Origin of the sequence: Bradyrhizobium sp. U87765 SZCCT0048 (genome assembly GCF_018131225.1) — a bacterium.
GTDB lineage: Bacteria > Pseudomonadota > Alphaproteobacteria > Rhizobiales > Xanthobacteraceae > Bradyrhizobium_A.
In genome coordinates, this window is sequence record NZ_JAFCMM010000002.1 from 127,762 (window position 1) to 140,490 (window position 12,729).

At 67.5% G+C, this 12,729-nt stretch carries 13 protein-coding genes and 1 other RNA gene; 10 read left to right on the forward strand and 4 right to left on the reverse strand.

Annotated elements, in window-relative coordinates; translation table 11 throughout:
- Positions 1–6 precede the first annotated feature (6 nt).
- From JQ639_RS13865 to JQ639_RS13880, 4 genes are read left to right on the forward strand one after another with little or no spacing between them, the layout of a single operon-like run.
- Positions 7–471 carry a MarR family winged helix-turn-helix transcriptional regulator gene (locus JQ639_RS13865; RefSeq protein ID WP_211967160.1) on the forward strand — a complete coding sequence of 155 codons (465 nt, stop codon included), beginning with the start codon at positions 7–9 and terminating at the stop codon, positions 469–471.
- Entirely contained in the window at positions 468–2,573 is a 2,106-nt protein-coding gene (locus JQ639_RS13870) for an FUSC family protein (protein ID WP_211967159.1), read from the forward strand. Before JQ639_RS13865 ends, JQ639_RS13870 begins: the two co-directional genes overlap by 4 nt.
- A complete protein-coding gene (locus JQ639_RS13875; RefSeq protein WP_211967158.1) occupies positions 2,570–2,779 on the forward strand; it encodes a DUF1656 domain-containing protein in 210 nt (69 codons plus the stop codon). The genes JQ639_RS13870 and JQ639_RS13875 overlap by 4 nt, the downstream gene beginning before the upstream one ends.
- The gene (locus JQ639_RS13880) at positions 2,776–3,657 is read left to right on the forward strand and encodes an efflux RND transporter periplasmic adaptor subunit (RefSeq protein WP_211967157.1); all 882 of its coding nucleotides are present in this window, start codon (positions 2,776–2,778) and stop codon (positions 3,655–3,657) included. Before JQ639_RS13875 ends, JQ639_RS13880 begins: the two co-directional genes overlap by 4 nt.
- 48 nt (positions 3,658–3,705) lie before the next feature.
- Here the strand turns inward: JQ639_RS13880 and JQ639_RS13885 are convergent, their stop codons facing one another.
- The 3 genes from JQ639_RS13885 to JQ639_RS13895 form a co-directional block, all read right to left on the reverse strand.
- Positions 3,706–4,686 (reverse strand): tripartite tricarboxylate transporter substrate-binding protein, encoded by a 981-nt coding sequence (locus tag JQ639_RS13885; protein ID WP_211967156.1) that lies wholly within the window; start codon positions 4,684–4,686, stop codon positions 3,706–3,708.
- Positions 4,687–4,853: 167 nt separating this feature from the next.
- A complete protein-coding gene (locus JQ639_RS13890; RefSeq protein WP_211967155.1) occupies positions 4,854–6,419 on the reverse strand; it encodes a tripartite tricarboxylate transporter permease in 1,566 nt (521 codons plus the stop codon).
- Positions 6,420–6,426: 7 nt separating this feature from the next.
- Positions 6,427–7,173: a tripartite tricarboxylate transporter TctB family protein gene (locus JQ639_RS13895; RefSeq protein ID WP_211967154.1), complete on the reverse strand. Its 747-nt coding sequence runs from the start codon at positions 7,171–7,173 to the stop codon at positions 6,427–6,429.
- A 197-nt stretch (positions 7,174–7,370) separates the two neighbouring features.
- Between JQ639_RS13895 and ssrA the strand changes: the two genes are divergently transcribed.
- From ssrA to JQ639_RS13925, 6 genes are all read left to right on the forward strand, one after another.
- Positions 7,371–7,727, forward strand: a transfer-messenger RNA (tmRNA) gene (gene ssrA, locus JQ639_RS13900).
- Positions 7,728–7,955: 228 nt separating this feature from the next.
- Complete coding sequence (locus JQ639_RS13905; RefSeq protein WP_211967153.1) at positions 7,956–8,450, forward strand: SspB family protein; 495 nt, start codon at positions 7,956–7,958, stop codon at positions 8,448–8,450.
- Positions 8,451–8,587: 137 nt separating this feature from the next.
- Positions 8,588–10,000: a class II fumarate hydratase gene (gene fumC / locus JQ639_RS13910; protein WP_211967152.1), complete on the forward strand. Its 1,413-nt coding sequence runs from the start codon at positions 8,588–8,590 to the stop codon at positions 9,998–10,000.
- A gap of 212 nt (positions 10,001–10,212) precedes the next feature.
- On the forward strand, positions 10,213–10,401 hold the full coding sequence (locus tag JQ639_RS13915) for a DUF4169 family protein (RefSeq protein ID WP_211967151.1): 189 nt from the start codon (positions 10,213–10,215) through the stop codon (positions 10,399–10,401).
- Positions 10,398–10,700, forward strand: a complete 303-nt coding sequence (locus JQ639_RS13920; RefSeq protein WP_249123208.1) for a ribbon-helix-helix domain-containing protein — start codon at positions 10,398–10,400, stop codon at positions 10,698–10,700. The genes JQ639_RS13915 and JQ639_RS13920 overlap by 4 nt, the downstream gene beginning before the upstream one ends.
- 277 nt (positions 10,701–10,977) lie before the next feature.
- Positions 10,978–11,307, forward strand: coding sequence for a ribbon-helix-helix domain-containing protein (locus tag JQ639_RS13925; protein ID WP_211967150.1), 330 nt, complete (start codon positions 10,978–10,980; stop codon positions 11,305–11,307).
- 57 nt (positions 11,308–11,364) lie between these two features.
- Here JQ639_RS13925 and JQ639_RS13930 read toward each other — a convergent pair whose 3' ends face one another.
- Positions 11,365–12,729: a sensor histidine kinase gene (locus tag JQ639_RS13930; RefSeq protein ID WP_211967149.1), complete on the reverse strand. Its 1,365-nt coding sequence runs from the start codon at positions 12,727–12,729 to the stop codon at positions 11,365–11,367.

The following is a 12,729-nucleotide window of genomic DNA, read 5'->3' on the forward strand; positions in this document are numbered from 1 at the left end:
TTTGACATGACCTCCTCCTTCACCATGCGTGCGGAGCTCGGCCTGCTGGTCGCGCGGCTCGCCCGGCATTGGCGCCGCAAGGCTGACCTGGCGCTGATTGCCCACGGCATGTCCGAAGCCGTGGCGCACCCGCTGCTGATTCTGTCACGCCGCGGCAAGGGCATCCGTCAGGGCGTGCTCGCCGACGAGATGGGCATCGAGGGGCCCTCGCTGGTGCGCCTGATCGACCTGCTGGAAGCCGATGGCCTCGTCGAACGCCAGGAAGACCCGACCGACCGCCGCGCAAAGCTGCTGCATCTCACCACGCTCGGCGAGGCCAAGGCCGACGACATCAACCGCGTGCTGGACGGCGTTCGCGCCGACCTGCTGCACGGCATCCCACCCGACCACATCGCCATCACCTTCGAGACGCTGCGCACCATCGAACGCCACGCCGTCGGCTCGCTGGACACCCTGCAGCTTTCGTCATGACCACCGCGCGCCCGCCGTTTCTCGTCCGCCACGCCGATCTCATCCACTCGCTCAAGAGCTTCGCGGCGGCGATCGCCGCCTTCATGATCGCGCTGTGGATCGACCTGCCGCGTCCCTACTGGGCGATGGCCACCGTCTACATCACCTCGCAGCCGTTCGCCGGCGCCACGCAATCGAAGGCGCTGTTCCGCATCGCAGGAACGCTGCTGGGCGCCGCCGCCACCGTGGCGCTGGTGCCGAACCTCGTCGGCGCGCCGGAGCTGCTCTGCCTCGCCATCGCGCTATGGGTCGGGCTGTGCCTGTGCATCTCGCTGCTCGACCGCACGCCGCGCAGCTACATGTTTATGCTGGCCGGCTACACCGTGGCGCTGATCGGCTTTCCCGCCGTCACCGAGCCCGCCACCATCTTCGACACCGCGCTCGCGCGCGTCGAGGAAATCAGCCTCGGCATCATCTGCGCCACGCTTGTCTCGACCATCGTGCTGCCGCGCAGCCTCGGCCCCGCCGTCGCCGGCCGGGTCGACAGCTGGCTCGCCGACGCCCGCCGGCTGAGCCAGGCGGTGCTCTACGGGCACGGCGCCGACGGCCCGCAGCGCGCGCTGCGGCTGCGCCTCGCCGCCGACGCCGTCGAGATCGACAACCTCGCCGACCATCTCGCCTATGACCGCTCGGTCGACGTCTCCTTCGTGCCCAACCTGCAGGCGCTGCGCCTGCGCATGCTGATGCTGCCGCCGCTGCTTGCTTCCATCGCGGACCGCATCGACGCGCTCGGCCGACACGGCGTCGTGCCCGGCGAACACATCGCGGTGCCCGGCGAAGGGCTCGCGACGGAAGAACCGCCGTTGCGGCAACTGATCGACGAACTGGCCGAATGGGTGGCACGCGACGACGCCGGGCGGCGCTCCGCCGACAGCTTCCGCGCCGCCATCGCGGCGCAGCTGCCGGTGCTGCAAACCCGCGCATCGTGGTACGAGATCGTGACCGCCAGCCTGCTGCTGCGGATGCGCGAACTCGTCGACATCTCCCAGGACTGCCGCACCCTGCAGCGCGCCATCGCCGTCGGCGAGCCGGTCGCGGCGGACGCTTTGCTGTTTCATCCCGAGGGCGGCGCCGCGCCGGTGCGCCACCGCGATGTCGCCATGGCGGTGTGGTCGGGCGGCGGCGCTGCGCTCGCGATCCTGGCGTGCTGCGCATTCTGGATCGGCACCGGCTGGCAGGACGGCGCCTCCGCGCCGATGATGGCCGCGGTCGGCTGCTCGTTCTTCGCCGCCCAGGACGATCCGTCCGTCGGCATCCGCAGCTTCGGCCTGTGGTCGATCGCCGCGATGGTGGTGGTCGCGCTCTACCTGTTCGCGATATTGCCCGGCATTTCGAATGTCGAGCTGCTGGTCGCGGCCATCGCGCCGGCATTCCTCGTCTTCGGCCTCCTGATGGCGCGGCCGCAGACCACCTTCATCGGCATGGCGCTATCCGCCAACACCGCGACGCTGCTCGCGCTGCAGGCAAGCTACAGCGCCGACTTCGGCGCCTTCGTCAATTCCAGCGTCGCGTTCCTGGTCGGCGTCGAACTCGCCGTCATCGTGTCCCGTCTCGCGCGCTCGGTCGGCGCCGAATGGAGCACCCGACGCCTCGTCCGCCACGGCTGGGTGACGCTGGCGCTCGCCGCCGAACATCGCGGCCGGCGCGATCGCGCGGTCTTCGCCGGCGTGATGATGAACCGCATCGGCTTGCTGGCGCAGCGCCTGTCGGCGATGCCGGCGGACGCGGCCGGCGACAGCGATGGCCTGCGCGAGCTGCGCGTCGGCCTCAACATCGTCGACCTGCGCCGCGCCCGCCACGGGCTATCCGCGCCGACGCTGCGGGCGACCGACGCCATGCTCGATGAACTCGCGGCCGCCTTCCGCCATCACGACGGCGGCGCGATGCCGCCGGGCCTGCTGGCGCGGATCGACGAAGCGCTCGGCCATGTCATGAGTGAAGACAGGCCGGACGCGCGCGACGATGCCGTGATCGGCCTCGTCGGCATCCGTCGTGCGCTGTTCCCCGCCGCCGCGGCCTACGCCCCCGATCCCTCCCTGTCACTCCAGCAAGCCGTCGCATGAGAAACGATATCGACCTGTTCGGCATTCTGGTGCCGGCGCTGCTGCTGTGGGCGCCGGCCATCTACCTCGTCTGCGCGCTGCTGCGTCCGCTGCTGGCCCGCAGCGGCCTCTACCGCCTGGTGTGGCATCCCGCGCTGTTCGATCTCGCCCTGTTCGTCTGCCTGCTGGGCGGCGCCGCCCTCCTGTCCTCCGAGTTCATGTCATGACCAACCGCACGCCTCTGCTTCGCCGCCTCATCATCACCGCCTGCGCCGTGATCGCCGCCCTCGGCGCCGGCCGCTACCTGTGGTCCTACTACATGGACGCGCCCTGGACGCGGGACGGACGCGTCCGTGCCGACGTCGTCACGGTGGCCGCCGACGTGCCCGGCTTCGTCACCGAGATCCTGGTGCGCGACAATCAGCGGGTGAAGCGCGGCGACGTCGTCTTCCGCATCGACCGTGCCCGCTTCGCGCTGGCGCTGGAGCAGGCCAACGCCGTGGTGGCCGGACGGCAGGCGGCGCTCGATCAGGCCAACGCCGATCTCGTGCGCTACCAGGCGCTCAGCGACAACGCGGTCTCGAAGCAGAAGCTGGAGCAGGTGCAGGCCGCCCAGCTCGGGGCCAAGGCCGCCTACGATCAGGCGGTGGCCGACGCTGCCGTCGCGCGCCTCAACCTCGACCGCAGCGAAGTGCATGCGCCGGTCAACGGCATCATCTCCAACATGAACATCCGCCCGGGCACCTATGTCACCGCGGGCAAGGGCATCATGGCTCTGGTCGACGTCGACAGCCTGCATGTCGACGGTTATTTCGAGGAGACCAAGCTGTCGCACATCCATGTCGGCGATCACGCCACGGTGCGGCTGATGGGCGACCGGGCCAGGATCAGCGGCCGCGTCGAAAGTATCGCCGCCGGCATCGAGGACCGCGACCGCGGCGAAGGCGCCACCCTGCTCGCCAACGTCAACCCGACCTTCAGCTGGGTCCGCCTCGCGCAGCGCGTGCCGGTGCGCATCGCGCTCGATCACGTGCCGCCGGGCACCGCGCTGGTCGCCGGCCGCACCGCGACGGTCGAGATCGTATCGCCGCCGCGCGCGCTGTAACCGGCTCGCAAAAGACAACGGCGGCCGCTGGCCGCCGTTGGGAGATCCTCAGTTCTGCGCCGCCTTGAGCACCGCGCTCCATTTGGCGACCTCGCTCCTCACCAGCCCTCCGAGCGCCTCGCGGGTGCGGCCCTCGGGCTTGGGAATGTCGCTGCCGAGTTCGAGCAGGCGCTTGCGCACATTGTCGTCGTCCAGCGCCTTCGCCGCAGCAGCGTTCAGCTTGACCAGGATCGCCTCGGGCGTGCCCTTCGGTGCGAACATCGCATTCCAGGCCGACGCCTGATAGGCCGGCAGGCCGGCTTCGGCGGAGGTCGGCAGTTCGGGCAGCGACGGATTGCGCTCGGGCGTTGCCACCGCATAGGCGCGGATGGTGCCGCCCTTGATCTGCGGCACCGCGTTGACGACCTGATCGCACATGTAGTCGACCTGCTGCGCCACCAGCGCGTTCATCGCCGGACCCGTGCCGTTGAACGGCACGCCGGTCGGCTTGATGCCGACGATGGAGTTGAACAGCTCGCACGACACGTGGGACACCGAGCCGACGCCGGCATGGGCCATGTTGATCTTGTCGGTGTTGGCCTTCAGATAGGCCACGAAGCCCGTCAGATCGCTGGCGGGAAAATCCTTGCGCGCCAGCACCAGGATCGGCGTTCCCGCGAGCAGCGCGATCGGCTCGAAGTCCTTCTCCGGATTGTAGGCGAGCTTGGGATAAAGCGGCACCGCGGCCGCATGGGTGCCCATATGGCCGGTGATAAGGGTATAGCCATCGGGCTGCGCCCGCGCCGCGCGCGTCGCGCCGGTGGTGCCGCCGGCGCCGACGACATTCTCGATCACGATCGCCTGGCCCAGCGTCTGCGCCATGTGGCTCGCGACGATGCGCGTCACCACGTCCGTCGGCCCGCCGGCCGCGAACGGCACGATCATGGTGATCTGGCGGGTCGGATAGTCCTGCGCGGACGCGCTGCCGACGAAGGCGGCGGCAATGGTGAGCGCACCGAGCGAGCGCGCCATAAGGCTGCGAAAAGACATGATGAAAAGCCCCTCCCGAAATTTGTCGTTACGTTGGCCTAGCAGAGTTGTCGCAGGCGCGTAACCGGCCAAACCGCCGCAGCCGCGCAGCGTGACAGCTCCTCAAAACGCAGCGCGGCCGGCCCGCATGGTGCGGCCGGCCGCGAACGATCCCGCAAGAACCTGCCCTAGTTCTCGGATTCGACGAATACTTCCTCGCGCTTGCGGCGCAGCGCCGGCAGCACCGCGATCACCAGCAGGAAGGCCGCGACCGCCATCAGCGCCGCCGACAGCGGCCGCGTGAAGAACACCGTGGCATCGCCACGCGAGATCAGCATGGCGCGGCGCAGGTTCTCCTCCATCAGCGGCCCCAGCACCATGCCGAGCAGCAGCGGCGCCGGCTCGAAGTCGTGCTTCACCAGCCAGTAGCCGACAAGGCCGAACGCACCGGCCATCACCACGTCCATCGGCGAATTGCTGATGGAGTAGATGCCGATGGCGCAGAAGATCACGATCGAGGGGAACATGAGGCGGTAAGGCACGCGCAGCAGCCGAACCCAGATGCCGACCAGCGGCAGGTTGATCACCAACAGCATCAGGTTGCCGACCCACATCGAGGCGATCATGCCCCAGACGAGTTCCGGCTGCTTCTGCATCACCTGCGGCCCCGGCACGATGCCGTGGATGGTCATGGCGCCGACCATCAGCGCCATCACCGCGTTCGGCGGGATGCCGAGGGTGAGCAGCGGAATGAACGAGGTCTGCGCCGCGGCGTTGTTCGCGCTCTCGGGTGCGGCGACGCCCTCGATGGCGCCGCGGCCGAACCGCGACGGGTTCCGGGCGATCTTCTTCTCGAAGGTGTAGGCGGCGAACGAGGCGATGACGGCGCCGCCGCCGGGCAGAATGCCGAGGATCGAGCCGAGCACGGTGCCGCGCAGGATCGCAGGCGTGGAATCGATGAGATCCTTTTTGGTCGGCATCAGGCCGGTGACACGCTCCTGCACCAGGCTGCGGTCTTCCTCCGCGCCGTTGTCGAGGTTGCGGATGATCTCGGCAAAACCGAACACCCCCATCGCCACGGTGGCGAAGCCGAGACCGTCGGCGAGCTCGGGAATGTTGAACGCCATGCGCGACACGCCGGTCTCGATGTCGGAGCCGACCATCGACAGCAGCAAGCCCAGCACGATGACCGCGATCGCCTTGAGCACCGAGCCCTTGGCCAGCACCACGGCGAACACGAGGCCGAGCACCATCAGCGAGAAATACTCAGCCGGGCCGAACTGCAGCGCCAGCTTGGTCAGCGGCGCGCCGAGCACGGCGATCAGCACGGTGGCGATGCACCCGGCGGCGAACGAGCCGATGGCGGCGATGGCGAGCGCGGGGCCGGCGCGGCCCTGCTTGGCCATCTGGAAGCCGTCGAGAGTGGTGACCACCGAGGTCGCCTCGCCGGGGATGTTGACCAGGATCGAGGTGGTCGAGCCGCCATACTGCGCACCGTAATAGATGCCGGCGAGCATGATCAGCGCGCCGACCGGCGGCAGGCCGAAGGTGATCGGCAGCAGCATCGCCACGGTGGCGATGGTGCCGACGCCGGGCAGCACGCCGACCAGCGTGCCGACCAGCGCGCCGATCAGGCAAAAGACGATGTTCATCGGCACCGGGATCGACAGCCCGCCGAGCCACGACGGCGCCCACTGCACGACCTGGAAAACGACATGGAAGCCGAGGCCGAGATTGGCGAAAACGTCCCCCATCACGACCTCACTGCAGGAACTGCGGCCAGAGCTGGAACGACAGCCCGAGCATGTAGGGAAACAGGACGGCGCAGAACGCGGTCAGCGCCACGCCGACGATGACCGCCTCGAGCCAGCGCGTTTCCGGCGAGCCCATGGCGGCGACGAGGAAGGTGATGATGCCGGACGCGACGAGGCCGAGCGGCCGGATCGCAACCGCGAACAGCAGGATCGACACCGTGACGAAGAACGGCCCACGCCAGGAGAACCGCGCCAGCGGCGCGCCGTCGGCGAGGAGCCCTCCGGCCGCGACCGCGACGCCGAGCGCCGCGAGCAGGGCCGCGAACATCCGCGGCGCCGTGCCCGGCCCGAACGAGAAGCCGCGCATGCCGTTGAGGTCGTTCGACGCCCAGAACGCGAACAGCGCCACCGCGATCAGCACGATGCCACCATAATAGTCCTGCGCCCCCCTGAGATGGGGAAACAGGGTGAAGATCGCGATCAGCACCAGCGGCAGCGAATACACCGTCAGCAGCGTGCGATCGGCGAGCAGGTGCGAGACGATGTCGAATGCCGGTCCTGCGGCGAACGGACCGAACAGCGCCTCCGTGCCGGGAATGAAGGCGAGAACCGAGCGGACCAGCCAGAACGCCAGGGCGAGAAGCTGGGGACCGAAGGCGAGCGCGATGACCGAGATGGAGCCGACGGGATTGAGCACCCCGCCGCGGTGCACGGTGACGACCGGTGCGGTCGCACGGTCCGGCGCGTTGTCCATGAACGTCCCCCTATCCCCGTCACGAACTCTGCGGTTCGCGCTGCTTTTCTTGTATCGACCTGCAAATCATTGCGAAGACGCTTTGTCAATTTGACATAGGTCGGCGCCGCCGTGCGCGCGCCGCATCCGGCGCCAGGCCGTCACATTGTCGCAGCTGTTGTGAACAGCGCGGCGTCATCCGCCGACGGCGGGAGCTTCCCTTTGCATGGCGCGCCTTTGCCCCCTATATTGGGGGTGCCGGTTCGCCGGCTATGGAAATAAATGGCCGTCGCAATAAACCATTCGGACCCGGGGGCAGCACCCGGCGCCTCCACCCAAGCCCGCCGCGCCAGCGCGGGTTTCGGCGGGGGCGAAACAGGATCGACGAGGGCGTAAAGGGCGTGTTTTTTCCCGGGATTGTTCCGCCGTTATCGGGCTATGCAATAGTTGCCAACGACAACTTTGCTCCGGTTGCTCAGGCTGCGTAACGCAGTTTGAAAGACCACTTTAAAGTCCTAGCGGGTTAAGCTCCGTTAGGCGGGGTTCGGAGGCACCTGGCAACAGAAGCCTCCACTTCATTTTCCGGTGTCCGGTGGCGTGAGACGGCCGAACCGCTCCCCCCCGCGGCGCTTTCGGGGCGGGGCTATCCCCAAACCGGCCTGTTCCGGCCTCTCGGCTGCTGACCTCGGCGGCGCGGCGGAGTACCATGGAACAAAATGCGAGTCGGACGCCTTGTCTCGGTCCCGTTCGCGTATTGTTGTGTTCGCAGCCGCTCCCGGCTGCCGCTATCATTGGACAAACCGATGCCGACCGATCTCATCCGCTATGACGTTCTTGCGCGCGACGCGCTCCGCGGCGTGCTGCGCCGCGTGCTGGCGGATGCCGCCACCCAGGGCCTGCCGGGCGAGCATCACTTCTACATCACTTTCCTCACCAGGGCAGACGGCGTGAAGCTGTCGCCGCGCCTGCTCGCCCAGTACCCGGAGGAGATGACCATCATCCTCCAGCACCAGTTCTGGGATCTCGTGGTCACCGACGAGCGGTTCGAGGTCGGCCTGTCGTTCGGCGGCACGCCGGAGCGGCTGTCGATCCCGTTCAGCGCCATCAAGAGCTTCTTCGACCCCTCGGTGCAGTTCGGCCTGCAGTTCGAGCCCTCGGAGGCCGAGGACACCGCCGCCGAGGCGCCGGCAGCCCCCGCCCCGACCGCCCCCGTGGCGGTGGAAGAACCCGCGGCCGAGCCGGCCAAGCCTACCGAGGGCGCCGAAGTGGTCCGCCTGGACCGTTTCCGCAAGAAATAGCCGCCGCGCCGCGACGACCGTCCCTGTTTTGATCAATTCTGGTCCGGGCGGCTTCCGCCCGGCTGCGCCCGTCATTAGGTAGGAACCGGGGGCGGCCCCGTGCCGATGCCCCGCGTCCACCGACAACGGAAGGGCTCATGGCCAGCGCATCCCACGACAAGACGGCAACCCGCACCGAAACCGACACCTTTGGCCCGATCGAGGTCGCCGCCGACCGTTACTGGGGTGCCCAGACCGAGCGCTCGCGCAACAACTTCCGGATCGGTGTCGAGCGCATGCCGCTGCCGATCGTCCGTGCCCTCGCCATCGTCAAGCTCGCCGCCGCCGAGACCAACCGCGAACTCGGCCTGCTCGACGACCAGCGCGCCTCCGCGATCATCACCGCCGCCCGCGAGGTCATCGACGGCACCCTCGACGATCACTTTCCGCTCGTGGTGTGGCAGACCGGCTCCGGCACCCAGAGCAACATGAACGTCAACGAGGTGATCTCCAACCGCGCCAACGAGCTGCTCGGCGGCGAGCGCGGCACCAAGAAGCCGGTGCACCCGAACGATCACGTCAACATGAGCCAGTCGTCGAACGACAGCTTCCCGACGGCCATGCACATCGCCGCCGCCGAGCGCATCGCGGCGGACCTGCTGCCCGCGCTCGAATATCTGCATGGCGCGCTCGTCGCCAAGCAGAAGGAATTCGCCGGCATCGTCAAGATCGGCCGCACCCACACCCAGGACGCGACGCCGCTGACCCTCGGCCAGGAATTCTCCGGCTACGCCGCCCAGGTCGAGAGCGCCATCGCACGCATTCGCGCCGCCAGCCACGAACTCCATGCGCTGGCGCAGGGCGGCACCGCCGTCGGCACCGGCCTCAACGCCAAGCCGGGGTTCGCCGAGAGCTTTGCCCGGCATGCCGCTGCGATCACCGGCCTGCCGTTCGTCACCGCGCCGAACAAGTTCGAGGCGCTGGCGTCGAACGACGCCTATGTCGCGGTGCACGGCGCGATCAACGCCGCCGCCACCGGCCTGTTCAAGATCGCCAATGACATCCGCCTGCTGGGTTCCGGTCCGCGGTCGGGCCTCGGCGAACTGATCCTGCCGGAGAACGAGCCGGGCTCCTCGATCATGCCGGGCAAGGTCAATCCGACGCAGTGCGAGGCAATGACCATGGTGTGCTGCCAGGTGTTCGGCAACCAGACCACCATCACCGTCGCCGGCAGCCAGGGCCATTTCGAACTCAACGTCTACAAGCCGGTGCTGGCGCATTGCATGCTGCAATCAATCAGGCTGATCGCCGATGCATCGCGCTCGTTCACCGATCACTGCGTCAGCGGAATTCGTGCCGACGAGAAGCGGATTCACGAATTGATGCAGCGCTCGTTGATGCTGGTCACCGCGCTCGCGCCCAGGATCGGCTACGACAATTCCGCAAAGGTTGCAAAGACGGCGCACGCCAACGGAACGACGCTGCGCGAGGAAGCCGTGCGCCTCGGTTTCGTCACCGCCGAGGAATTCGATCAGTTGGTGCAGCCGGACAAAATGACGCAGCCAGGTTGATCTGGACACACCAAATGTTGATACGACATAGCCATGGCTGCATGGTGTGGCGGCAGGGGTAGCGACTAAAGTCGACGGTTGACCCTGCCGTGAAATGCCGGTTAAGACGGAGACTTATACACGCAGAGCGTGTATCGAACGGGAAGGTCTGGCGGTGGACGGCTCTCGGGTGTTCCGGGAGAATGCGCCAGACCGGTCTCAGAGGAGTGACCGTGGGCGAAGTCGTCAACCTCAATCGCGTCAGAAAAAGAACCGCGCGGGTCCAGGCCGAAAAGGAAGCCGAAGCCAATCGTGCGAAGTTCGGACGCAGCAAGAACGAGCGAGCCATCGATGACGCGAAGGCGCGTCGACACGAAGCGCTGCTCGACCAGCATCACATCGATCGCGGAGACGCATCATGAAGTCTCCCGTCGTCAAGCGCTCGATCGTCGTCGCCGGCCACAAGACCAGCGTCAGCCTCGAAGAGGCGTTCTGGAGTGGCATGAAGGAGATCTCCAGCGAGCGCGATCTCACGCTGTCGGAACTCGTCGGCGAGATCGATGGCCATCGCCAGCAGGGCAATCTTTCGTCTGCGATCCGCCTGTTCGTGCTCGATCACTTCCGCAAGCGCGCCAACGGTCACGTGAAGTCCAACGATCACGTGAAGGTGAGCGATGGGGTGGATGGCGTTGCGCAGATCTCCCATCAGGAAAACACCTGACGGTCTCCCCCGGATTCGTGAACCCGGCTAGGTTGTTTACCGAATATCAACGGTAGACGAAGTGGGTTACGTTTTACCCGCATCGCATCGCATGGCCTGAAAAGGAACGATGCGACGGGGCCGAGACAGGCGCCGACTGCGCCTCTCTCTCCCTCCATTCTTACCGCGCAACGGTTCGCGTCCGGCGAGGATTCGTCGCACGAAAGCGATGGCGCTTGGCCACGCGAACCAGCTGCACGGCAACCGATTTGGGAACGAATTGGAGAAGGAGCTGGGCATGGAAACCGAAAGACATCTCGCCGATTCCGTCGTGCTGCCGGTCGACAAGGAGTTCGCTGTGGTGAAGCGCTCTGTGGTCGTCGACGGTCACAAGACGAGTGTCAGTCTCGAGGACGCGTTCTGGCGCAGCCTCAAGGACATTGCATCGCGCCGCGGCATGACGCTGTCGACACAGATTGCGGTGATCGATCAGCATCGCAAGACCAACAACCTGTCATCGGCGATCCGTCTGTTCGTGCTCGAGCACTTCCGCGCCCGCGCACTCAGCGCCGTGTTCATCGGTGAACGGCAGACCATGACGCGGAGCCCGCTGGAGCCGCGCATCTAGCCGTGCTGCAGAGGCGCGCCGTCCCCGCGGCGCGCCGACCGTTGCTGCCGCGAAAACTCAGGCGCCGGCCTTGATCGGGCGCAGAGCGAGCGTGAACTGCGCGCCGCCGGTCGCACGGTTGGTGACCGTGACCGAACCGCCATACTGCTCGACGGTGCGGCGCACGATCGACAACCCGAGCCCCGCGCCGCCCGGACGACGGCGGTCGCTGCGCCAGAAGCGCTCGAAGATCAGGTCGCGCTGCTCGGCCGGAATCCCCGGCCCTTCGTCGAGCACACTGACCGTCCCATCCGCCTCTACCACCACCTCGACCGTCGTGCCCGCCGGTGTGTGATGCACGGCGTTCTCCACGAGATTGCGGATCGCGCGCCGCAGCATCTCGGCGTTGCCGCGCACGGCCAGCGCCTGCGCAGCGCTGCGCAGCGCAATGCTCTTGTGGCGCGCCACCGCGAGCGGAGCGACGAATTCGACGACATCGGCGCAGACCGTCGGCAGATCGGCGGTCTCCGCCGGATCGACCACCAGCGTATTGAGCTCGGCGATGTCGAGCAGTTGGCCGACGATCCGCCCCATGCCGTCGATATCGCGGTTGAGATCGGCGACCACGCTGCGGTCGGGGAGCGTGTCGATGCGGGTGCGCAGGATAGCGAGCGGCGTTCGCAGCTCGTGGGCGGCATCGGCCGTGAACTCGCGCTGTGCCCGGAAACCGGCGGCGAGGCGCTCCAGAGCCTGGTTGACGGCGGCGACCAGCGGCTGGATCTCGGTGGGAATGCGTTCGAGCGGCAGGCGGACGTCAGTGCGCGCCGGCCCGATCCGCCGCGCCTCTTCAGACGCCTGCAGCAAAGGACGCATGGCGCGGCGGAAGATGACGATATCGATCGCCAGCAGCAGCAGCAGGATCGGCAGCGTGATCCAGCCGACATGGCGGAAGAAGTTCGCGACGATGTCGTCGGTGATGACGTCGCGGTGCGACAGGTCCTCGGCGACCTGGATCCAGACCTTGCGGCCGCCGACGTCACGCAGCACGCTCGCACCCGACACCATGCGGCCGTTGCGCTGCGTCTCCTGGTAGTTGAAGCGCTCCGACGCCGGCGGCACCGGAAACAGCAATGCGCCGTCGTGGCGCGACGAGAACAGCACGCCGTTCGCAGGATCGATCACGTCGTAGAAATAGCGGCCGTAGGCCTCCGAGTAGAGGTCGCGCAGGCCCTGCGGCAGGTCGAGCGTCAGCTTGCCGTCCGCGCCGGGCTTGATCTTGCGCGCGATCGCCTGGGCCTGGTCGCGCATCGCGGCGCGGTGCAGGTTGCTGATCTCGGAGTTGAGCAGCCAGAACAGCACCAGCGGCATCACCACCGCGGTCAGCATCACCGCGACGACGTGCAGCAGCACGATGCGCGAGGCGATCGACGGAAAGCGCAGCAT

Bases quoted from the DNA above. Each gene is read 5' to 3' on its own strand.
- JQ639_RS13895 (WP_211967154.1), bottom strand. From the start codon at position 7,173: ATGGACAACGCGCCGGACCGTGCGACCGCACCGGTCGTCACCGTGCAC.
- JQ639_RS13905 (WP_211967153.1), top strand. From the start codon at position 7,956: ATGCCGACCGATCTCATCCGCTATGACGTTCTTGCGCGCGACGCGCTC.
- JQ639_RS13925 (WP_211967150.1), top strand. From the start codon at position 10,978: ATGGAAACCGAAAGACATCTCGCCGATTCCGTCGTGCTGCCGGTCGAC.
- fumC (WP_211967152.1), top strand. From the start codon at position 8,588: ATGGCCAGCGCATCCCACGACAAGACGGCAACCCGCACCGAAACCGAC.
- JQ639_RS13920 (WP_249123208.1), top strand. From the start codon at position 10,398: ATGAAGTCTCCCGTCGTCAAGCGCTCGATCGTCGTCGCCGGCCACAAG.
- JQ639_RS13890 (WP_211967155.1), bottom strand. From the start codon at position 6,419: ATGGGGGACGTTTTCGCCAATCTCGGCCTCGGCTTCCATGTCGTTTTC.
- JQ639_RS13880 (WP_211967157.1), top strand. From the start codon at position 2,776: ATGACCAACCGCACGCCTCTGCTTCGCCGCCTCATCATCACCGCCTGC.
- JQ639_RS13885 (WP_211967156.1), bottom strand. From the start codon at position 4,686: ATGTCTTTTCGCAGCCTTATGGCGCGCTCGCTCGGTGCGCTCACCATT.
- JQ639_RS13865 (WP_211967160.1), top strand. From the start codon at position 7: ATGACCTCCTCCTTCACCATGCGTGCGGAGCTCGGCCTGCTGGTCGCG.
- JQ639_RS13875 (WP_211967158.1), top strand. From the start codon at position 2,570: ATGAGAAACGATATCGACCTGTTCGGCATTCTGGTGCCGGCGCTGCTG.
- JQ639_RS13930 (WP_211967149.1), bottom strand. From the start codon at position 12,729: ATGCTGCGCTTTCCGTCGATCGCCTCGCGCATCGTGCTGCTGCACGTC.
- JQ639_RS13870 (WP_211967159.1), top strand. From the start codon at position 468: ATGACCACCGCGCGCCCGCCGTTTCTCGTCCGCCACGCCGATCTCATC.